Raw genomic sequence first — 23,312 nt, 5'->3', positions numbered from 1 at the left:
AATTAAGTCATAAGTTGATATTATTGGGGGCATTATCAAGTTGTTTTAACGAATGAAAGGGGGTAAATAAATTGTCTTAAATTTTATATAAGGCTGTCCGTTTTGGCATAAAAAGAGACTTTCCATTTCTATTTTAATATTTTCTATGGATTACTCATTTTGCCATCGCGGAGTGCTGTGCTCTAAAGTGGATAAAGGTTCTCCAGGGGCAAACAGACCAAATTGGTTGAGGCCTTGTAACTCGCTTTGATTTTTCTCTTTTTTCTGGCAATTCGATTCGAAAAGTTCCTCTAGGTGAAGATAGCCAAATTTAAGAAGATGCGCGCGTTGGAATTCTTTGTCTGGATTAAGTGCAAATTTGTTTTTGATATAGGGTATAAAAAATACTAGCTGCTCTTTGTCATATTTATTTTTTAAAGAACGGATAAAGGCATCCAATTTCTCTTGGCAGATGTCAATGGCGTTTAACGCTGCCCAGTCTTCATTTGTCCTCTCTTCCAGAAGGATCCCTTTTTCCCATGCAGTTTTAATGGCATTACGGTTCTTATCATCAATGCTGTCTTTAAAATGCTGCCGTACAAACTCCCGAATTTCTTGTTTGATGATGTCTTCAGTTAAAATCATGAAAAAAGGATGGTCTAATACTGATTGGAATAATCGGCGCTTTACTCCCGAAAAACAGCTTGGCCTGTCGCCTTCAAGATCGTCAAATTCCTGCGTAATAACGTCTCCGTTGCCTGCAATAATACTGCGGGTAGTGTCCCAGTTATGCGCGCGTCCGATGAAAGCAAGTTCGTTTATGAAGTGTTCCAGTCTTGATTCGAACGTATGGTTATCAAGACATGGCATGGTTTTATCGAGGACTGCTAAATAAAGCATGCTGATGAGCGATTGATATTCTTCAAAAGTCGACCACTTTTCCTGGGTATTATAGGGATTGACATAAACATAGCTGGCATGTTCATGCATCCATGGGTTTGGTTTGGATAAGTAACGCCATGCAGAATGTGCTTTGTGTTGATAGTAGGCTTTCAAAGCTTCATGATAAACTGGTTCACCCAGATGAAGGTTTTGCAATTCCTCCCAGTGCAGGGGGAGCACTATCGTTGTTGCATGATCTTGATTCAAGATTGTGATGCTTGCGGGATTCTGCTCATATAGCTGTGCAAGCATGGCGTATAACTCCTCCATGATAAACTGTACGCTGGCTTGTTTGAGCATGGGTTTATAATAATTGATCCCCTTTTTGAGACGTTGCTGTTCACCTTGGGTGAGCGCTGTCATTGCAGATTCTCTGTCTTGAGCCAGAGCTTGTAGATCCAACCCAGACTGTTGTTCAAGACGATAAAAATTATTTTGTACGGCCATCTCGCGCACTGCGGGAATCCCCATTAAAATTTCTGCTGCAGATTCATTCTCTAAACTTAAAGCAAGACGTAACAATTCATTAGATTTATGGGGGGTCACTTCGGTATGGGCTAATGCTTTCACCGACGGAATGTTCAACAAAAATAAAATATCATCCCTGCGTGCTGGATCATTTTGTCTTATGAGATTTCTTAATATATAAAACAAAAGTTTCGATTCATCAGGATTGGTGATATCAAATACTGCATAAGGATTTTCCTGTTCAACTGTTCTTTTTTGGAGTTGGAGCTCGGAAAGTTTGTTTGTAACAAAAAGAGAAACCTGAACAAAATATTCATTGTAATGCTGATCAGCAAAAGCAAAAGCATGTGCAATAGAAAGTAAATAGTTGATAAGATGGGTCTCTTTTTCTCTTTGTAAAGCACCACGAATAACTCCATAATTATCTGCTTCGATCATGTCTTGCAATATATCGTGTGCATTTTCGGATAGATATTTAATAACAGATAACCGGCCATCGGCAGCAGCGCATCTAAAACTTGCATAGTTTTGCGCAGCAATCATCTCTTGCAATTTTTCAGGTGCTATTTCTGCTAAATATTGAACTACGGGTAGGTAGCCATTTATAGCAGCGTGCCTAAAAGCAAAATAGTTATTAGCCTTGATCATCTCCGGAAGTTCATCAGGTGCTTTTTCAGTTAAAAATTGAAGAACTGATAGATGGCCTGCAGCTGCTGCAACCTTAAAAGCAGAATAGTTTCCAGAAGAAATCATCTCCTGCAGATTATCTTTTGATTTTTCAGCAAAGAATTGCAGAATGGATAGATGCCCGACTGCCGCTGCAATTCTAAATAATAAATGGTATACAGCATACATCTCTTGCTGTTTTTCGGAGGCTTTTTCAACGAGGAATTTAAGAACCGACAAATGGCCTTTTTCTACGGAACGTCTCAAAGCAAAAAAGTTATCCGCAAGGATCATCTGTTGCAGTTTTTCAGGAGCTTTTTCAGCAAGGAATTTAAGAATTGATAAGTGGCCGTTTTCTGCTGCAAGTTTAAAGGCTGAAAATTCTTTGGCCTCGATCATTTGTTGCAATTTTGGACGTAAAATTTGAGATATTTTGTTAAATATATATAGATCGCCACGTTGGGCTGATTGAATAAATAAGTGATAATTATTCTCTGTAATCATATATTTCAATGAAGATTTAGAATATTGTTTCATCAAATATTTAAAATAATTCTTATTTCCCCATAAAACTGCTGCGTGAAACAGCATTTGATCAGTCATGCCTATTCTATCTGCTATTTGTTGAAGTGATTCTGTAGTGAGCTCAGGATGGCTCAAAACAATCACCAACCACATACGTAGCATATCGGTTGTAAAATAAGGCCTCTTTGGTCTTGCTTCATCAATTAATTGGTTTAATAAATGCTCATCGTGCTCTTGCATTAATGGAATTAAATAATTAGGAAGCTCATTTACAAAGAGTGTTTCCCAAAGTATCTGCGGGATTAACTTAGCAAGTGGATGCCGCATTCTTTTTTCATGCGTGGAAAATTTCATTCTAAAGCCTAAAAATTTTTGATAGAGAACATGGCTCTCCAATAACCAATTAGTGCATGATAAAGGCTTTGGCTCCTTAGAAAAAATGGATTATTAATATACGAGGTATACAAAATTTTTATGGGACTTCTTATGTGATTTAAGGTTACAATTTTAAACAGTGCCTTCACCACTTGTTCAAATTTTTAATGCTCGAACTGATTAATTGGGCCAGCCAATGTACTCCCTCATCATATTGGCTTTTATTGTGCATGACGAGATAAATAGGGGTCGGCTCCAGATCGAATGGTAGCGGTTGCATTTTCAAATTGAATTGTTCTGCGAAAATGTTAATTAAAAAACTTGGGGCGGTGGAAATAACTGTATCGGAATTTGCTACTGCAAAAATGGCTGGCAAAATGTTTTTTACAAAGAGCATGTCATTGCGTACTTTTTTTCTTTTGAGTAAATATTCTGCTGAATGACTGTATCTTGCTGGATTAAAACTAAAAGCGATATGTTTACAGGCCAAATAATCTTTTAAAGCTATGGGCTGACTTAAAAGAGGGTTTTTATGGCTCCCAAAACAAATGATTTCTTCTTCATATAATTTTTCCGCTTGAAGTTGAGAGGACATTGTATTTTCATTAATGGCTCCAATGGCAATATCTACATGATCATCAACAAAAAATAGTGGGTTATCAGCCATCGATTCAATAGTGGTTTCAACGACAATATGGGGAAGCTTTTCAAGGGCTGACATTAAGGATGGCAGCAAGATTAATTCAACATAATCGGGTAGCGCAATTTTAAATGATCTTTTTGAATGAAGGGGATCAAACTGCTCACCAGGCATTAAGACATTTTTCAAATCCAACATAATTTGTTCTAATTGAGACTGTAATTCTTTCGCTTTTGGGGAGAGTAGGTATTTTCCTTTACCAGGTATCAGTAGGGGATCTTTAAATAATTCTCTAAGCTGCTTTAAAGAGGAACTCATTGCAGGCTGGCTGACAAATACTTTAGCAGCTGCCGCAGTGACGTTTTTTTCTGTTAACAAGGCATCTAGATGCAATATTAAATTTAAGTTAATGCGTTTTAAAGACGTCACGATTTTTATCCTTCATCATGATTCTCTTCTATAAGAAGTATAAGAAATTTGGAGTGAATTACAAAGGATGAACGCTAAAGCGAAGCAACTGTCTTTATTTTAAAACAAAAATAGTTGCCCTTGTATCTGGTAGTTAAATGGTGGAAGTTGCATTTCTCTAAAGGGTCTTTATTTTAATGATCCTGGATAGGGACTTGAACATCAGGGATTTTTGCTTCGTCAAATTGAGGTTCCTCTTTTTTAGAGCGATGATCTTCTGCTATGTAAGTATATAAAGTAGGAACTACAAATAAAGTGAATCCAGTTCCTATGAGTAATCCCGTTGCAATCACAAGGCCAATATCAAACCGGCTTACAGCGCCCGCACCACTGGCAATTAAAAGTGGCAATACGCCAAACACCATGGCAGCTGTTGTCATGAGGATGGGCCTTAAGCGAATTCCGGCAGCTTCCTCTACTGCTGCGCGTTTATCCAGATTTTTTTCTCTTTGTAAATGATTGGCAAAATCAACGATCAAAATACCGTGTTTTGAGATTAGGCCAATAAGGGTGATCAACCCAACTTGTGTATAAATATTGATGCTCGCGAGACCCAGATTTAAGGGGATGAGGGCACCGCAGATGGACATTGGCACGCTGATTAAAACAATTAAGGGATCGCGGAAACTTTCATATTGGGCTGAAAGAACCAAAAAGATGATAAGGATTGCAAATACGAATGCGAACAACAACGCACTCCCTTCTTGAATAAACTGCCTTGATTCACCGCCATAGTCGTAGGAGAACCCTTTAGGCAATATATCATTTGCGGCATTTTGCAAGAACTCAAGACCTTCGCCCAAAGTTTTACCGGGCATCATCACTGCCTGTATCGTTGCCGAATTCATTTGTTGGAAATGCGATGCGGCATTCGGCGCAATTTTTTCCTGTGCCGTCACTACAGTTGAAAGGGGAACCATAGTGCCATTCATTGTTTTTACATAAATTTGTCCTAACTGTTCGGGAGTCATACGGAAGGAGCGGTTTAATTGCGGTATCACCTGATAACTACGCCCCTCTAAATTAAAATAATTGACATAACTACCGGATAAAGCACTGGTTAAACTGCTTCCTACCGCTTGCATGTCCAATCCCATTTCTGAGGCTTTAGAACGGTTAATGTCCAATACTATTTGTGGTTTATTGAATTTCAAGGAGTTATCTACATAAATAAATAATCCGCTTTTTTTCGCTTTCTCTGTGAGCTTATCTGAAACATCCAATAAGCTTTGAAAGTCATTTGTGGTTTTAATGACGAATTGAACTGGCGTTCCACCGCCTCCACCTGGAAGAGGTGGGGGTACAATGGCAAAAGCATTCAACCCTGCGACTTGTGATAATTTATCTTGTAAAGGCTGTTTCAAAGCAAATTGACTTTTACTGCGCTGATTCCAGGGTTTTAATACCATTCCTGAAATTGTTTGGCTGGTGCTGTTGACGGTAAAATAATTTTCTGTTTCAGAAAAGCTTTTATAAATTTCATCAAATGGTTTAGTGAATGATTCAATGTAGTTCAAAGTCGCATATTGAGGAATCATTGCCATGACAAAAAAGAAACCCTGATCTTCATCGGGTGCCGTTTCTGCGGAGGTATGAGTATAAAGATAAGGAAGCATTAAAATGACTACTGCTGCAAAAAACAGCATAATAGCTCGTGTGTCCAATAAACTATGGAGTGCCCTTTGATATCTTAGCTTAAGTTTGTTGAAAAAATTATCAATAAAATGGGCAAACTTGCCGCTACTATTTTCTATAGACAACACCTTGGAGCACATCATAGGGGAAAGGGTTAAAGCGATAATTCCCGAAATGATTACAGCACTGGCTAAGGTAAAAGCAAATTCTTTGAACAAAGCACCCGTTAAACCACCCATAAATCCAATTGGAGCATATACCGCAGCAAGTGTAATCGTCATTGCTATGACGGGTGTCGCGATTTCTCGGGCACCAATAATCGCAGCATCAAAGGGTGTTTTGCCTTCTTCTAAATGACGATGTACGTTTTCAACAACCACAATTGCATCGTCGACCACAAGGCCAATAGCCAAAACAAAAGCAAGTAAGGTCAGTAAATTAACACTGTATCCGAGTATCAGCATTAAAGTACAGACACCAATTAAGGATAAAGGTATGGTAACAATTGGAATGAATACGGAACGGATGGAACCCAAGAATAAAAAAATGACGATGACGACTATTAAACCTGCTTCGATAATTGTATGGGTCACTTCATCCAATGATGCCCTAATAAAGGCAGTGGCATCGTAAACGATTGTCCCCGTGAGAGAGGGTGGGAATTCCCTGATGATTGAGGGGAGAATTTTTCTCACATCGCTTATGACTGTTAATGGGTTTGCTGTGGGCGTTGGGGTGATTGATAAAAATACTGCTTTTTTCCCATTGAAGGTAACAGAGGTATCATAGTCTTGAGAACCCAATTCAACACGTCCTATATCTCGTAATCGAACAATGGAGCCCTTATCGCTTTTCACAATTAAATGACTAAATTGGGCAGTGTCATTCAGATCGGTTTTTGCAGTGATGCTGAGTGCAACATATTCCCCTTTAGTATTTCCTGCGGCTGTAAGAAAATTATTTTTGGCAAGTACCATGGATACATCTGAAGGAGAAACCCCTAAAGCTGCCATTTTGATTGGATCAAGAAAAATACGCATCGAGTAAGTGGCGCCGCCTAAAATTTCTGCTTTTGCTACGCCATCAACGGTCTGCAGTTGTGGCTGAACTACACGGGTTGCATAGTCCGTAATTTGTTGCGGGGTCATTTCAGTACTGTCCATACTGATGTACATCAATGCTGTTGAACTGTCGGATGTTTTTAATATCACCGGTTGTTGGGATTCGCGAGGCAGTTGGTTGAGCGTTTGCTGTACCTTGCTCATGACATCCGTAAAAGCCACTTGAGGGTCAAAATTTAGTTTGATATTCAAAGTAATGGTACTTAACCCTTGAGTACTTGAAGAGGTCATGTAATCAATACCCTCAGCACTGGCTACTGCCTTTTCTAAAGGAGATGTAATAAATCCGGCAATGAGATCAGCATCAGCCCCAGGATAAGCTGTCATAATCGTGATTACGGTATTATCCATACGGGGGTATTGACGAATTTGCATGTTGTTAATGGAATTAATACCAAAAAGAAAAATGAGCAAACTGATTACCATGGCAAGTACGGGCCGTTTGATAAAAAGATCGGTAAACTTCATAAACTGTTCCTGATTTAAAAATTTTTTATGATAGGCTATGTCTATTTAAAACATCACCTTGGTAAAGCAGAAAGCTGCGATTACGTTAATGACTCACGTTCTTATTCAGACGTTCCGCGACTATATTTAAAATCCATTAATCATGCGAAATCACTGGATCCCGCGGTCAAGCCGCGGGATGTAGGCATCTGAATCCCTGCGCCACGATGACAAATACAATATAAATTCATATTATCTGACGTTCCGCGGCTTGTGCGCGGAATCCCGAATTCGGCATACATGAATTGTAACTATTGTCCCAATAAATCCGGATTACTGGATTCATTGAGTTTGACATCATTATTTATTACAACAGGCGTTCCATTTTGTAATTTGATTTCTCCCGCGCTTACCACCAATTGTCCAGCCTTAATTCCTTTCTTTATTACGGTGTAATTACCATGTTGTTCCCCTGTGGTCACAAAAACCCGTTTCACTGTTAGCAAATCAGAACCATCAGGATTTTTCTCCCCCCCTGCATTTTTTTCAATAATATATACCGCATTACCATACAAGCTATAAGATATCGCGGTAGAAGGGACAATCACTGTATTCGGTTCAGCAGGTTGGCTTATTTCAATTGCAGCAAACATCCCCGGTACAAAGGTAAAGCTGTGAATTTTATTTTTGAGATTTAATTCTGTATTGCAAGTAATAATCCGTTTTGTCCCCATCGGTTCAAAACGCGTTTTTACGAGAGGGGAATGTTCTGGATCTTTAATTGCAGCGGTGGGGCAATTCGCGAGAGTACCTTGAACTAACATATTATGGGTATTGAGATCCACTTTAGAGTTTATCGCCGAAACTTTGGCTTCAAAAAGTGCATTCGGAAAGGCTTCTACAGAAAATGTGATGGTTTGATCAGGCCGAATTTGTTTGTAAAGCTGCTCAGGAAGATAAAATTCCAAATACAATGGATCAAGAGATTGTAAGGAAACAATGGTTGTTTGGCCAGGACTGATAAATTGGCCCAGGTTAACCTGTCTGATCCCTAATCTTCCAGAGAAGGGGGCCTTGATATGCTTTTGATTGATTTGTGCTTTGGTTTGATCCAGTTTTGCCTGGGCTTGATCAAGATTTGCTTTTGCTTCATCCACCATAGAAATTGGGGAAGCGCCACGTTTAAATAAATCATTCTGACGTTTGTAACTTAAAGCTTTTAGTGTGAGTTCTGCCTGATTAAATTTTAACAGCGCTTGATCGACACTATCATCAATAGTGATTAGAGGCGCATCTTTATCCACGTACTGACCCGATTCAAAGTCAATCTTTATCACATTTCCTGAGGCCTGCGCACTCACATCAACTCCATTCAATGCAACGAAATTACCTACTGCATGAATCGTTGGCTGCCAGTCGACTGCTTTGGCTACAGCGGAGGCAACAGTAACTGCGGGTGGTTTATAACTGGCAAAAAAGCGTTTAATCATAAACGCTTTAAACAAATTGAAAGCAATGATTCCACCGAAGATAATCAATAAGGCAATTGCCATGATGATCATTCGCTTCTTCATGAATACTCCTAGGACTGCGCAAACAAATTTGCCAAATATAACATGAATGTTGAATATTATTACCCTAATTGTGTTTCTAATCTGCAATTTTATTTATTTCATGGTTACAAAAAAATCCTATTGACTAAATACAACACTTTGCTACTATGCAGCTTTCATCACGTAAAGGAGAAACCATGAAGTTGAAGTCCTTGTTATTTGCTCTTTGTTTTACTTTAATTGGCCAAGTTTTTGCAGCAAATGCTCATTTGCATCCAAAAGCTACCGAATCTGATAAAACTCAAAAGCCTGCTGGTAAATCCATGATGTATCCAGGTTATTGTGAGATTGAGATTATCAATAACAGTATCGACAACGTTCGTGTATACGGTACTTTTGATGATGGTGCTCCCTTAGATCCTTTTACAGTTTTCTATTATGATGCGCCTCATTACATCAGCTTGTATTACTACGGTTACTGCCATTCAGGTATGAATCTTTTAATTCAAGGTCCATACGGCACAATTTATTCAGGTTGGACAAATGTTAACAGCACTGTTCGTATCGTGAATTATCTGAACAAAGGTGTTAAAAGCGATAAAGTTGAAATTGCACCAAAAAAATAATTAATACCATAAGATAAGCTCAGCTTATTTTGGATAGGGAAGTTGCATTTACTGCACCTTCCCTTTTTTATTTTGTACTATTAGGAGTAATTCATGAAGCGTTTCATCCCTTGTCTTTTGTTGCTTCCACTTATAACTTCATGTGAGTTGACCGAGCCTGAATATTATGATGCAGGTTATTATCACTCAGTTCCTCCACGTGCTGAAATTTATGGTTTTGATGAACGGCCCCATGATTACCGTCATCCTCCACATCATCACGGTTTTAAACAACCCCACCAGGAGTCGAATCAAGCAACAGTCCACGGTCATGGCAAGCAGTCTGACAAAGTGAATAAGCATGCCAAACAAAGCCATCATAAGGGACATACAGTGGTAAAAAATAAAGATAAGAACAAGGTTCATGGACATGATAAGATTGATATCGTGAAGAAAAAAATAGGGTGGTGAGCTGAATAGACAATACCAACAGAAAGTCTGTAAAGATTTCAAATCACAATTCGTAACATGATGAATTTTGTGGTACTCTTTAGACATTTTTTCTTTAGGGAGTTTTTGGATGCCTGACTCACTGAAAATGTTGTTTGTGGGACTTTTATCGATCCTTACCATAGCTTGTGTTGCCTCTCCAGGTACGGAAAGTACTGGAGAGTTCCTTGACAGCTCAACGACCACTGCCAAGGTCAAGGGAACATTAGTCAACCAGTTAGGGCGTACTGGTTTAGCAGTTCAGGTTAAAACTTTTAAAGACGAAGTGCAACTCAGTGGTTTTGTTCCTACCCCAAGATTGAAAGAAAGAGCAGGGATTATTGCTGCGAACGTGGATGGTGTTAGGAAGGTTCGTAATGACATCATCGTAAGGCCTTAACTATTTTCCAAGGATTATTCATGTTTGACGAAAGCTATACCATAGAAGATTTTGATAAGGAATTATTTCAATCGATTGTTGGTGAACAACGCCGACAAGAAGAGCATGTAGAACTGATTGCATCAGAAAATTATGTCAGCCCGCGTGTGTTACAGGCCCAAGGATCGGTATTAACCAATAAATATGCTGAAGGGTATCCTGGAAAGCGTTATTATGGTGGATGCGAATATGTTGATGTCGCAGAAGAACTGGCAATTACACGTGCAAAAAAGCTATTTCAAGCAGATTATGTTAATGTACAACCTCATTCCGGATCACAAGCTAATGCAGCCGTTATGATGGCTTTATTATCTCCTGGAGATGTTATTTTAGGTATGGCATTACCTCATGGAGGCCATTTAACGCATGGTTCAAAGGTTAATTTTTCCGGCAAGCTTTATGACGCATTTCCTTATGGTGTGGATGCGAAGACAGGTCTTATCGATTACGATGAATTAGAACGTTTGGCGATAGCCCATAAACCCAAAATGATTATCGCGGGTTTTTCTGCTTACTCACGTGTTCTTGATTGGCCACGATTCAGGTCAATAGCTGATAAAGTCGGTGCCTATCTGATGGCAGACGTGGCTCATGTTGCCGGATTAATTGCAGTAGGCCTTTATCCTTCCCCTGTTCCCTATGCGGATGTCGTCACCACGACAACCCATAAAACGCTTCGAGGTCCCAGGGGGGGCATGATTTTTTGTCGTGCCAACGAGGAAATAGAAAAAAAATTGAATTCCTCGGTTTTTCCGGGCAATCAAGGTGGTCCCTTAATGCATGTTATCGCTGCCAAAGCAGTTTCTTTTGCTGAGGCTTTATTGCCTGAGTTTAAAAAATACCAGCAACAAGTTTTATTAAATGCAAAGACAATGGCCTCAGTACTCATGGATCGAGGCTATAAAATTGTTTCAGGCGGTACAGACAACCATTTGTTATTGGTCGATTTAATTGAAAAGAACATTACGGGTAAAGATGCCGATTCTGCTTTAGATAAGGCCAATATTACCGTAAATAAAAATACAGTTCCTAACGATCCACGATCTCCTTTTGTAACCAGCGGTTTACGTATGGGAACTCCAGCGGTGACTACCCGTGGGTTTAAAGAGAAAGAAATGACGCTTTTATCCAATTGGATTGCCGATATTCTTGATGACATTAACAACGAAACGACTATAGCGAATGTTAAAGAGCAAGTATTGCTTTTGTGTCGTGAGTTTCCGGTTTATAAATAATTATGTTTTGTCCTTTTTGCCATGCAGAAGAAACAAAAGTAGTCGACTCGCGTCTGGTCGCAGAGGGTGCACAGGTGCGCAGAAGACGAGAATGTCTTGTTTGTCATGAACGCTTTACTACGTTCGAGACCGCTGAACTCATCATGCCCTTGATTGTGAAGCGTGATGGGAGGCGCGAGCCATTTAATATAGATAATCTAAGATCAGGCATGTTACGCGCTTTGGAGAAAAGACCAGTCAGTGTCGATGCCTTGGAAGCAGCGATTATTTCGATCACCCAGGAAATACGTCGTCGAGGTGAGCGTGAGATTGATTCACAGATAGTGGGTGAATTGGTTATGAAGGAATTATATAGCCTGGACCATGTAGCTTATGTGCGTTTTGCATCCGTGTATAAACGTTTTAAAGACGTGAGCGATTTCAGGCAAACCATCGATCAGATGAATAAAAAATAATCGGATTTTTTTTCCTTCCCCTTTTTAATTTTGGGAAGGAGCTATAGAGATGTTTCAGAAGAGTTCATGAGGTAAAGGTGGAAAAGCAGTCAATTAGTGGTAAAAGAAAAGCAAGAAAGTTAGCGCTTCAGGCTCTGTATCAATGGTTAATGTCTGGAAGCGACTTATATGAAATTGAAGCTCAATTTCGTGTGATTAATAATATGGATAAAGTAGATGCAGATTATTTTTGCCGTATTCTACATGGAGTTCCAGCTCATGTAGAAACTTTGGAAACCAGCATTAAACCCTTTCTTGATAGAGAGATTACAGGGTTAAATCCAATCGAATTAACTGTATTGCGTATTGGTTCTTTTGAGCTGCTCTACTGTCCGGAAATCCCGTATAAGGTTGTCCTTGATGAATCTATCTCGCTCACCAAAGAATTTGGTTCTCAAGATGGGTTCCGTTATGTCAATGGGGTGTTGAATAATTTAGCACAACAAGTGCGTTCTGCTGAAATAAAACAAAACTATGGATGAGTTTTCGCTTATTGATCACTTTTTTAAACCACTTGCCCACAAGCGAAAAGAAGTATTGCTAGGAATAGGGGATGATGCCGCTTGTGTGCGTATACCTCAGGGCACTGATTTATTGGTGAGCGTCGATACATTAGTATCTGGTGTGCATTTCCTACCCGAATGGAAAGCTTATGACATCGCTTGCCGATCGGTTTTGGTGAATGTGAGCGATATGGCCGCTATGGCTGCAGAACCTTGTTGGATTACGCTTGCCCTAACTTTGCCTGAAGTGGATCAGCAGTGGCTTACTTCGTTTGCTCAAGGATTAAAGTATTCCCTAAACCAGTTCAATATGGCTTTAATTGGTGGGGATACAACTCAAGGTCCTTTATCGATAACCCTTACTATTTTTGGCACTGTCCCACAAGGTAAAGCGGTTTCAAGAGGGGGGGCGAAACCTGGAGACATTATTGTGGTGTCAGGTGAATTAGGAGGTGCAGCCTTAGCGGTTTCGCTTCTTGATAAAAAAATATCAGAGCAATATGAAACTGAATTGATGGAAAAACTTCTTCATCCCAGGCCGAGAACTGACCTCATTGATTATTTACGTCTTTATGCTTCTGCTGCAATTGATATTTCGGACGGACTCAGTGCTGACCTAAATCATCTATGTGTGGCAAGTGGTGTGGGTGGATGTATCGAAGAAGAGGCAATTCCGATACATTCTCTGCTACACCATTTTTCACCGGATAATGCATTGGATTTGGCAATCGCTGGAGGGGATGATTATGAGTTATGCTTTACAGTGCCAAAAGATCGATTCAGTTCCTTTATGGAAGCATTAAAGAAAGAGCATATATCTTGCTACCCCATTGGCGTTATTGAGAGAGAGCCGGGTTTAAGACTGAAAAAAGGCAATCATTGCCACAAGATAGAACCAAGAGGATACTATCATTTTAGAGATTCATAAATGATTGAAGTTGTCTTATGCAAGACCACCATTTAATTAGCTAGAATAGAGAAAAATGATGAAACAAATTAATTTAGCAAAGGCTGTTTTCCAGGATCCCCTTTATTTTATAGCTTTTGGTTTTGGAAGTGGATTAATGCCCACGGCTCCTGGTACATGGGGGACATTAGCCGCAATTCCTCTTTATTTGCTATTAATGAATGCTCATTGGATTATTTATCTTTCTTTTACCTTTTTAGCATTAATATTAGGGATATGGGTTTGCGACAAGGTTTCTCAGGATTTAGGGGTCCATGATTATAAAGGAATTGTTTGGGATGAAGTGGTAGGCTATTTGTTAACAATGTTTATGGCACCCAAAGGTGCTATATGGATGATCATGGGATTTATACTATTTCGAATCTTCGATATTTGGAAACCTCAACCAATCGACTACATCGATCAAAAAGTCCGGGGAGGATTGGGGATCATGCTCGATGATGTTTTAGCTGCTGTACCGGCCTGGGTGTTGATGCAACTTTTAGCGTGGAGTTTTGCATCATGAATGAAAATCATAAAGAGCTCATCAGTATGGGCTTGACCATCGGCATTGTAGCCTTAAGCTTGTTTATAATTCATCGTTTTGTTCCTTCCTTAATTTGGGCTTCGATAATTTGTATTGCAACTTATCCTTTGTATGAAAAATGGCGATATTTTTTTCTCAATAAAGACAATTTATCTGCACTACTTTTTACCACTTTAATAGGCTTCTTGTTTCTATTGCCATTAAGCTGGTTACTCAGTTTACTGATTAAAGAATTACAAATATTCATTAATTTTTTACAAGGTTTAAATCAACAAGGCGGTGCTGCCCCTGAGTTTTTAAAAGATTTTCCTTTTCTAGGAAATGATTTGGTTATCTATTGGGATAACCATATCGGAAAACCAGGAATGATTAAAGGCCTTCTGTCCAATGTCCATTTATCGTTAACGCCAACGAGCTATTATGTGAAACAAATCGGCTCAAATTTAGCGCATCGAAGTGTTCAGGTAGGCTTTACTTTACTGAGTTTATTTTTCTTTTACCGGGACGGCGATCGGTTAATACTGCAAATTTACCAAGTGGGGGAGTATTGTTTGGGTAAAAGATGGTTTCGCTATGCGGACAGACTTCCTAAAGCTTTAAGAGCTACCGTTAATGGAACAATAGTTGTAGGTTTAGGCGTGGGTATTCTCATGGGTATTTGTTATGGATTGGTGGGTTTCCCGGCACCAACACTTGTTGGTTTTATTACAGCGCTTGCGGCAATGATACCCTTTGTTGTCCCTATCGTGTTCATCACTGTCGCCATAATCCTGTTTTCATTGGGCAGTATGATAGGCGCAATCATAGTTTTGGTTTGGGGTACCCTGGTGATGTTTGTGGCCGATCATTTTGTGAAGCCCGCTTTGATTGGTGGAGCCATTGAATTGCCATTTTTAGCTGTACTTTTTGGTATATTGGGGGGAGTGGAAACGTTAGGTCTGCTGGGTTTGTTCGTAGGGCCTTTAGTGATGGTTTTATTTGTCACACTATGGCAAGAACCGCAAGTTTTAGATCATACTAAAATTCATCATTCCTAAACACTAAAAAAATTTATGTTAGTACATGAACCAATTAAGGTTGGGAACTAAAACCAACCTTAATCAGATTTATAAATAATATTATTTATAGGTAGAGTAATCAAAACGATAAACAACACCCACGTTACCCAGTGAAGTCTGTAATGTCCTTCCAAAGTCATCGTTACTTGCCGTTGCAAAATAACGATAAGAAGCATTTAAGGCCCAGTTTTCTGAGAAGTTATAAGTCAGGCCGAATGTTCCTTGATAAGCAAGAGCCCCTTCGTTTACGTCAAAGAGTGTCCCAGCAAGTGTACCGGTGCTTTTTAATGAGGTGTTCACATAAGCATAGCCAATGCCTGCACCTATGAAAGGGTAAATTGTGGGTAGGAGCCCATCACCAAAATCAAAGTAAAAGTTTGCCATTCCTGCATGGACATAAGTATTGCCCGTAACACCTATTTGATCGATATCATCTATAGTAAAGTTTTGGGTATTTGCTCTAATATAAGTGTATTCCAATTCATAGCGCATTGGACTACATTGGTAGCCAAGCCTTAACCCAGCGTTCCAACCTGCTTCATAATCTACATCATCAAAATGTAACCCTAAAACAGTGGTTGATACATTTCCATTTAAATGGGCATATCCTCCAAATATACTGGAATACCACCCATTGACTGGAGTAGCTGCCGCAGCAATACTACTAGCTAAAAAACTGACTGAAAAAAATGCGAATTTCATAACATCCCTTTTTTATTATTTTTTTGTCGAATCATGTTAACTCGTTACTTTAATTTTGCAAGCCTCCATAAAGATATTTTGGGAAAGAGAGAAATGGATGTAAATTTTGCTCATAAATGGATCGTTAATCCTAATCGCGAGAAACTGCTATTTATGGCATAATTTGAATTCAAGTCTATACTTCTCAGGGTTAGCTTTCATAAGATTTTTTGCAGCGACTGTTCTCAAAATAATTTAAAAAAATATAGACGCAAAGGTAATGCTTCTATTTAATGCAGACGATAAAAATGAAAATCCCAATGTTTTTCTAGGAAGAAGAAGCAAGCTAACCATTTAAAAATGGAATAATATTTGGTCAAAAGATAATTATTATAGTCTCATAATTATAGCTTTCCATGATGTAGAAAAATTTACAGGCCTATACTCATGCGAACAATTTAGCTTAATAATTTTCTGCTTGTATAAAATAAACATTAATGTAATGATGATTTTGCATCATGAAAAAGGAGTTTCAAAAAATGCCGAAAAAAAAGCCATTAGAAGTGTCTAAAGAATTTGTGGAACAAGTATTAAGCATTATTGCAAATGAATCTGAAGAGGGACGAAAAAAGATAGTTGCAATAGCTCGACGCGCAGAGAAAAAATATGAGCAACCTGTAAAATCATGGATAACAGGGTGGTTCTATCAATACACCAGAACTCGCGGCGAAAAAGTTGAGCAGTCAATCAATGTTATGGAAAATTTTCCAGATGCGTATACGCGATTGCAAGAATTCAAACTGATGATTAGTGAAGGAGAGTGGAAAGTTGGCTCATACAATTATTACCTCTTTCTTGAATTAATCGATGCAGTTCCTGATTATCAACCTTTGGAAGAACAGCTGATTCATACTTTTGTTATGGAGCTCAAGGAACAAGTTATCCTACAGATTAACAGCTTTATGACTCAATATAAATCGACGTTGGAAGATATTAAAAGTAGAGAATTAGAACGCCAAGTAGCACGCCAAAATGCACGTCAACTTGTCGAAAATGTGTTGGTTTTTAATAATCTATCGGAAGCCAAAAAATATCAGATAAAATCAAATGAAAAAATTGTCTTTTCTTTAACTTATGAAGAGAAACAATGGCATCTATCCTGGGTAGACGTAACCGGTGAAATCTATCCACTTAATTCAGGTGATGAGTTGGTGCAGAAATTGGGATCTCTAGACAATCCGGATGTTGAAAAATTAAACTCAGTCCATCTAAGACAAGTTAAAAGAGAATGTCTCAAGGCGAGAGAACAATATTTAGTTAAGGTCCAGTTACTTATCAATCCTGAAGATCCAAAAACACATACGGCATTGAGTAATGAAGAACTTTTAGAAAGTGGCGTCACTTCAACATTCGTGTTACGCCGTACACAAAATGATGCAAGTCTTTGGTGGTTTAATAGCATGGGTGTCCCCAACCAAATTTCGTGGATAGATCATCCGAAATTAGAATCTTGGTTGTCTGATCATCCAAATCCTTTAAATGAAGCCAATATTCTGCAATTTAAATCCCAATTGCTGCAAGTAAAAACTGCGCAATCCATCGCTACTTCTAAATTAACAAAAATGAATAGTATGTTAGCTCATGTGTTTCAAAAAAAAGAGAAACCACACCAGAGAACGGCTGATGAAGCGCATACAATTGACTCCAGTGTAGGTAAATTAAATTTAAAACGTTTTGAAAAGATAGAGCAACACATGAAAGAGCGATTTGTAAGTCAGACAGGTGAGAAAGCTACCATTAACCAGGAAATTGGGGTTAAAACTGCTCAGGAAAAAAATGCGCCCAAAAAACTAGATCAAACACGATATTCAGCACTATCACAATTACCTGTTTTTTGGCAAGAGCATCAAAAAATGGATAAGAGCAGCATGGAGTTAAGTGACACTCCAGCGATGGGCCAAAATTCAATGTCCTAACTTGATGTAGCCCAATCTTTTAGGAGGCTTTACCAACTTCCTTTACCCTATCAAATAGGAGACAGGAAGTTGGAAATAATTACGCTCTAAGCCAGATCAAAGCTTTAGAAACCATTAGTAATCGGGTAACGCCAATCTCTTCCAAAAGCCATGGTACTTATTTTAATACCTGGAGAAGATTGACGCCGTTTGTATTCATTACGTTTAATCAGATGAACCACTCTTGCGACGGTTTCTGGATCAAAACCTTGCTGAATGATTTCTGCGGGAGTTAAATTTTTTTCCATATAAGCAAGAATGATGGAATCTAATGTAGAATAATCAGGTAAACTGTCCTGGTCAGTCTGATTGGCTCTTAATTCAGCGGATGGGGCACGGGTTAAAACCCGTTTAGGTATAATTTCCGAAAGGCTGTTGCGATATCTCGCCAAAGCATAAACTTGGGTTTTAAGCACATCCTTTAAAACCGAAAATCCCCCCGCCATGTCTCCGTATAAAGTAGCATACCCAACAGCAGCTTCACTTTTATTGGATGTTGTAAGTACCATTTTACCTGTTTTATTCGAGAGAGCCATGATCAATAAACCCCGAATCCGCGCTTGAATGTTTTCTTCAGTGGTATCAGGGGCCAGTCCTGAAAATTCCGGTTCCAGAGTGGTCATTAACGCATTAAATGCAGGTTCAATCGATAACGTGGAATGTGATACTTTTAATCTATCAATTTGGATTAAAGCATCCTCATTACTCATCGTCGCGGTGTAACGAGAAGGCATAAGTACAGCATGAACCCGATGAGCGCCTAAAGCATCTACAGCAATCGCTAAAGTCAATGCAGAATCTATTCCTCCTGATAATCCAATTAAAACCCCTGGAAAATGATTCTTATTCACATAATCCCGCGTGCCGCATAGTAAAGCTTCATAAATTAATGGCTCAAAATTGAGAAGGGGGGTAACTTCACCTTCCAGCAGGTTGCCTTGAATTGAAATGGTATGTAAATCCTCTTTAAATGCCGGGGAACGTGCACAAATTTTACCCTGTGAATCCATGGCTAAAGATTGACCATCAAACAACAGTTCATCCTGTCCTCCGATTTGATTCACATAGATGATGCATACTCCACGTTTCGCATAGGATTCCAGCAGTGCTTCCCTTTTTTGATATTTACTGGTATCAAATGGAGAAGCGTTTAATACTAGTAATACCGATACTCCTTTCTCAATTAAGTCTTCTGCAGGGCCAGGGGTCCATAAATCTTCACAAATAATGATGCCTACCTGATATTCATTGATATTGAGAATACAAGGGATTTTTTCACCAGGAGTAAAATACCTTGCTTCATCAAAAATTTGATAATTTGGTAAGTTTTGTTTGTGATATTCTGAAACCTTTTCCCCCTGATAAAAAACGCTGACTGTATTATATAGTTTTCCTTTATCAGTGCTGGGATGTCCAACCAGGACGTAACAATCCTTGGTTACCGCTTGTATTTGTTTTATATGTTCGTCTATTGCGTATTGAAACTCCTTACGAAAAAGCAAATCTTCAGGGGGGTAACCGGTCAAGGCCAGTTCAGGGAAAACTATAATATTATGATCTGTTTGTTTGTTTTTTATAACCTCAATGATTTTATCCCTGTTGGATGCTAATGCACCTACTGTGGGATTAATTTGTGCCATAAGTACAGTAAGGTTTTTTTGCATGGTATATACTCTAAAAAGATTCAAAATGAGATAAACAGGGTCTTATTGACTGTAGTAGTTCAAAATGATGAGGATTTAAAATATGCCAACCTGCATGTCTATGTATGACATACGCATAGGCCGTATGGCACCTAAAATTCCATCATTTTGAACTAATATACCAACAGAGCACTCATACGAACAATTATTTATTAAGATAAAATTGTTAATTAATTTAAAAATTGACTAAAATAGATCCTTTGTCCAGTAAAAGACGCCCAAAATGTTAAATGAAGCACTCTCCAAAATGCCAGAAGTCTTTGAGGCTAAAATATTATTGCGAGGTCAAGAATATTTTGAAAATGGGCATGTGCTCAATATTCGATTTAGTGACGGATTATTGAAGGGACGAGTAAAAGGCAGTGCCAATCAAATTTATGATGTTTATATGGATCTTAAAGCTTGGCCTCAGAAGCTAGCGAATTGCACCTGTCCTTATCAATATAATTGCAAACATGCCGCAGCATGTCTTTTTGCGCTCCGTGATAGAGAAAAAGTCAGCTCACCTTCTTTTTCAAATACCAAGTTAGACAAACGGCTTGATAGTTGGTTGAAAAATTTACGTGCTCAGGAAGCTGCAACCGTGAAAGCACCTGATGCAACACATCATTTGGTCTATCTATTAGAAATCAGACTCGATGGATATGAGCATCGGGTGGCGGTTCAATTAGCTTTGGCTAAAAAATTAAAACGTGGAGGCTATGGAAAAATGATTCCGTTTAATAGCCTTTCTGAATCGAAAAAGCAGCACTTTATGGGTGATGATAATGAGCTGGTCGCTTTACTTTTGTTTAAATGTGGTGTCTCTGGTTGGTTTGATACCTTATTCATTCGTAATAGTGAATTACTTGAACGAATGATTAACACCGGAAGAGCCTTTTTTATTCAAAATCAGCAGGATCCGATTAGGCTAGGAAAGCCCATTCAAGCTATATGTGAATGGGTGTTATCTCTTAATGGATGCCAAAATTTGTTATTAATTCATGAAGGCCAAGCCCTGGATCCCTTGCTCTTGGATGAGAGTTGGTATTTTGATGGTCTGGAAGTAGGGCGTCTTATAACCCCTTATCCTATGAAACAATTGGGTTATTTACTAGAAGCACCGCCTATACCAATAGATCAGGCGACCCTGCTTGCTCAAAAAATGGCGAAGACCTGTCCTGAGTTTCCCGTGCCCAAGGTTTTTGAAAAAAGTGAAAGGCATCAGATAATGCCCATACCAGTTCTTGTTATAGATTCCATTGGTGAAATGAAGGAGGAGTCTCCGTTAGTATTTGATTCGGAAGAGGAACTGCACGAATTGATTACTGCACGAATCCTGTTTAATTATGCAGGTTTGGTGATTCCTGGTTCTGATCCCTGCCATGCTGTAGTTTGCCAAGATAAAGAAATGTTACTTCAATATCCACGTAATAAAGAATTTGAAAAAACAAAATGGAATGAAGTGCAGGAACTACTCGAATTAAGAGTTCCAAGAGCTTGGGAGAATGAGCAATGGGAAAAAGTAAAAAAAGCTGATTTTATTTTACAGAATATGAATGTTTTCGCTGATCTGGAGTTTCTTCATAATCAGTTAGTTCCTGAGTTACAAAGCCGCGGTTGGCAGGTGGAAGTGGATAGCTCTATCTATCAGGAAGTTCTTCATGCTGATGAGGTCGAATGGTATTCTGAGCTTCAGGAAAATACAACAGATTTTTTCTCATACCAATTGGGAATTTTAGTTGAGGGGAAGCCAGTAAGTATTGTGCCATTAGTGGCTGATTTAATACACCGTTATACGGGTAATGAATTGGATAGTCTCCCTGATTCTCAATTGATTAAATTGCCTTTGCACCAAGGACGCGCATTGCAACTAGAAATGGGAAGGATTAAACCATTAGTTCGCGTATTACTCCAATTTGGTTTGCGTCATTTTGATGAAAACCAACCGGTGCAAATGAATAAATATCAATTTATCTTGATGCGTGAAGCTGAATTAGCAATTAAGGCGACCAAAACACGTTGGCAAGGTGCTGAACATTTAAGAGATCAGATAAAGAGTTTAGCCCAATTAACCCATATCCCTGAAGTACCACAACCTGATGGGTTAAAGACTCACTTACGGGATTATCAACGCAGTGGATTAAATTGGTTACAATTTTTGAGGACCACTCATTTTAGCGGCATTTTAGCTGATGATATGGGCTTAGGTAAAACCGTACAAACTTTGGCGCATTTACAATATGAAAAAGAACAAGGCCGTACTCAAACAGCTACTTTGATTGTTGCCCCTACCAGCCTTGTAGGAAACTGGGCCGCGGAAGCGAAACGTTTTACTCCTGATCTAAAAGTTTTGATTTATCATGGTTCGGAGAGGCATCAAGATAATTTTGATGATTATGATCTCGTTGTTTCTACCTATGGCTTAATTCATCGGGATAAAGACAAGTTTGTCACTTATCCTTTTTATTATTTAATTTTGGATGAAGCTCAATTTATTAAAAATGCTCGAACCAAAACGACACAAATCATTCAACAATTAATTGCTACCCACCGATTATGTCTTACGGGAACCCCTTTGGAGAATCATTTAGGAGAATTATGGTCTCTGTTCCACTTTTTAATGCCCGGATTGCTGGGTGATGCAAAACAATTTAGGCTTTGGTTTAGAACGCCAATTGAGAAACATGCCGATGTGAAAAGACGGGAAATGCTCATCAAAAGGGTGCAACCATTTATATTGAGAAGAACCAAGAATCAAGTTGCGCGGGAATTGCCCCCTAAAACGGAAATAACACGTACTATAGAAATAACAGGAGCTCAACGCGATTTATACGAAGCCATTCGAATGAGTATGGAAAAAAAGGTTCGTGATGCAATTGCAAGACAAGGGTTAGGGAAGAGCCATATTCTTCTGTTAGATGCGTTATTGAAACTGCGTCAAGTGTGTTGTGATCCCCGCTTATTGTCTTTGCCAGAAGCAACTCTTGCACAAGGAAGCTCAGCAAAACTCGAAACGTTAATGGATTTGTTGGATAATTTAGTAGGAGAGGGAAGAAGGGTTTTAGTCTTTTCTCAATTTACCTCCATGTTGCAATTAATTGAAGAAGAATTACAGCGAAGACATTATACCTATCTGAAATTAACGGGCCAAACGATGCACCGTCAAGCCCTTGTGGAAAAATTTCAAGAAGGGAACACTCCAATCTTTCTTATTAGTTTGAAAGCAGGGGGAACAGGGCTCAATTTAACCCGCGCAGATACCGTAATACATTATGACCCTTGGTGGAATCCCGCAGTGGAAGATCAAGCAACCGATCGGACTCATCGGATAGGACAAGAAAATCCAGTATTTGTCTATAAACTGATTACTTCAGGTACTGTCGAAGAAGCCATTCTCGGCATGCAAGAAAGAAAAAGGCAATTAGTGGAAGGGATATTGTCTGCTGATTCCGCAACGGCGATGACATTGAGTGAAGAGGATATCGAACAATTTTTTACGCCTCTCGAATAAGCTATTGATAGTTTTATTGTCTAGCCCAAAAGCCTTCATTGTGCTTTCCGATACCCACTTGATACTACGTCCCGCAGCTCGTCCGCGGGATCCAGTAGAGTAGGAGGTTTAGTGGATTCCGCGGACAAGCCGCGGAACGTCGGAGTTATGAAGAGTACTGCGGAACGTCGGAGGTAAGAAGTGCCGCAGGAACGTCGGAGTTAAGAAGAGTACTGCGGACGTCGGAGTTAAGAAGAGTACCGTGGACGCCTGAGGTAAAAAATGCTACGTCCCGCGGCTCGTCCG

Annotated in this window: 17 protein-coding genes; 11 read left to right on the top strand and 6 right to left on the bottom strand. The window is 39.1% G+C overall.

Features of this window, described 5'->3' with window-relative positions; all coding sequences use genetic code 11:
* Positions 1–150 precede the first annotated feature (150 nt).
* The 4 genes from BU07_RS16890 to BU07_RS0116335 form a co-directional block, all read right to left on the bottom strand.
* Positions 151–2,934 (bottom strand): ankyrin repeat domain-containing protein, encoded by a 2,784-nt coding sequence (locus BU07_RS16890; RefSeq protein WP_115262267.1) that lies wholly within the window; start codon positions 2,932–2,934, stop codon positions 151–153.
* Positions 2,935–3,100: 166 nt separating this feature from the next.
* On the bottom strand, positions 3,101–4,024 hold the full coding sequence (gene lelA, locus BU07_RS0116345; protein WP_031567952.1) for a LysR family transcriptional regulator LelA: 924 nt from the start codon (positions 4,022–4,024) through the stop codon (positions 3,101–3,103).
* A 173-nt stretch (positions 4,025–4,197) separates the two neighbouring features.
* The gene (locus BU07_RS0116340; RefSeq protein ID WP_031567950.1) at positions 4,198–7,287 is read right to left on the bottom strand and encodes an efflux RND transporter permease subunit; all 3,090 of its coding nucleotides are present in this window, start codon (positions 7,285–7,287) and stop codon (positions 4,198–4,200) included.
* A 290-nt stretch (positions 7,288–7,577) separates the two neighbouring features.
* Positions 7,578–8,840, bottom strand: a complete 1,263-nt coding sequence (locus tag BU07_RS0116335) for an efflux RND transporter periplasmic adaptor subunit (RefSeq protein ID WP_031567947.1) — start codon at positions 8,838–8,840, stop codon at positions 7,578–7,580.
* A gap of 176 nt (positions 8,841–9,016) precedes the next feature.
* On the opposite strand from BU07_RS0116335, the gene BU07_RS0116330 reads away from it, so the two are divergent.
* The 9 genes from BU07_RS0116330 to BU07_RS0116290 all read left to right on the top strand — a co-directional run bounded on the left by BU07_RS0116330 (position 9,017) and on the right by BU07_RS0116290 (position 15,114).
* Positions 9,017–9,445 (top strand): hypothetical protein, encoded by a 429-nt coding sequence (locus BU07_RS0116330; RefSeq protein WP_031567946.1) that lies wholly within the window; start codon positions 9,017–9,019, stop codon positions 9,443–9,445.
* Positions 9,446–9,538: 93 nt separating this feature from the next.
* Positions 9,539–9,895, top strand: a complete 357-nt coding sequence (locus tag BU07_RS0116325; protein WP_031567944.1) for a hypothetical protein — start codon at positions 9,539–9,541, stop codon at positions 9,893–9,895.
* A 109-nt stretch (positions 9,896–10,004) separates the two neighbouring features.
* A complete protein-coding gene (locus BU07_RS0116320; RefSeq protein WP_031567942.1) occupies positions 10,005–10,313 on the top strand; it encodes a BON domain-containing protein in 309 nt (102 codons plus the stop codon).
* A 20-nt stretch (positions 10,314–10,333) separates the two neighbouring features.
* Positions 10,334–11,587 (top strand): serine hydroxymethyltransferase, encoded by a 1,254-nt coding sequence (gene glyA, locus BU07_RS0116315; RefSeq protein WP_031567940.1) that lies wholly within the window; start codon positions 10,334–10,336, stop codon positions 11,585–11,587.
* Positions 11,588–11,589: 2 nt separating this feature from the next.
* Positions 11,590–12,042, top strand: coding sequence for a transcriptional regulator NrdR (gene nrdR, locus BU07_RS0116310; RefSeq protein WP_031567939.1), 453 nt, complete (start codon positions 11,590–11,592; stop codon positions 12,040–12,042).
* Between the two features lie 77 nt (positions 12,043–12,119).
* Positions 12,120–12,563 carry a transcription antitermination factor NusB gene (nusB, locus tag BU07_RS0116305; RefSeq protein ID WP_031567937.1) on the top strand — a complete coding sequence of 148 codons (444 nt, stop codon included), beginning with the start codon at positions 12,120–12,122 and terminating at the stop codon, positions 12,561–12,563.
* A complete protein-coding gene (thiL, locus tag BU07_RS0116300) occupies positions 12,556–13,512 on the top strand; it encodes a thiamine-phosphate kinase (protein ID WP_031567935.1) in 957 nt (318 codons plus the stop codon). Before nusB ends, thiL begins: the two co-directional genes overlap by 8 nt.
* Positions 13,513–13,570: 58 nt before the next feature.
* Entirely contained in the window at positions 13,571–14,056 is a 486-nt protein-coding gene (locus tag BU07_RS0116295; protein WP_031567934.1) for a phosphatidylglycerophosphatase A family protein, read from the top strand.
* Complete coding sequence (locus BU07_RS0116290; RefSeq protein ID WP_031567931.1) at positions 14,053–15,114, top strand: AI-2E family transporter; 1,062 nt, start codon at positions 14,053–14,055, stop codon at positions 15,112–15,114. The genes BU07_RS0116295 and BU07_RS0116290 overlap by 4 nt, the downstream gene beginning before the upstream one ends.
* 81 nt (positions 15,115–15,195) lie before the next feature.
* Here the strand turns inward: BU07_RS0116290 and BU07_RS0116285 are convergent, their stop codons facing one another.
* Positions 15,196–15,837 carry an outer membrane protein gene (locus BU07_RS0116285; RefSeq protein ID WP_031567929.1) on the bottom strand — a complete coding sequence of 214 codons (642 nt, stop codon included), beginning with the start codon at positions 15,835–15,837 and terminating at the stop codon, positions 15,196–15,198.
* Between the two features lie 518 nt (positions 15,838–16,355).
* Between BU07_RS0116285 and BU07_RS0116280 the strand changes: the two genes are divergently transcribed.
* Positions 16,356–17,792, top strand: coding sequence for a hypothetical protein (locus tag BU07_RS0116280; RefSeq protein ID WP_031567927.1), 1,437 nt, complete (start codon positions 16,356–16,358; stop codon positions 17,790–17,792).
* A 104-nt stretch (positions 17,793–17,896) separates the two neighbouring features.
* On the opposite strand, the gene BU07_RS0116275 is transcribed toward BU07_RS0116280, so the two are convergent.
* Positions 17,897–19,495: an NAD+ synthase gene (locus BU07_RS0116275; protein WP_031567924.1), complete on the bottom strand. Its 1,599-nt coding sequence runs from the start codon at positions 19,493–19,495 to the stop codon at positions 17,897–17,899.
* 262 nt (positions 19,496–19,757) lie between these two features.
* Between BU07_RS0116275 and BU07_RS0116270 the strand changes: the two genes are divergently transcribed.
* Complete coding sequence (locus BU07_RS0116270; RefSeq protein WP_031567921.1) at positions 19,758–23,027, top strand: DEAD/DEAH box helicase; 3,270 nt, start codon at positions 19,758–19,760, stop codon at positions 23,025–23,027.
* The last annotated feature ends 285 nt before the right edge of the window (positions 23,028–23,312 follow it).

Origin of the sequence: Legionella wadsworthii DSM 21896 = ATCC 33877, assembly GCF_000701265.1 — a bacterium.
Taxonomy (GTDB): Bacteria; Pseudomonadota; Gammaproteobacteria; order Legionellales; family Legionellaceae; genus Legionella; species Legionella wadsworthii.
The sequence above is the reverse complement of the archived record's forward strand: the minus strand, read 5'-3'. Positions and strand labels throughout refer to the sequence as shown.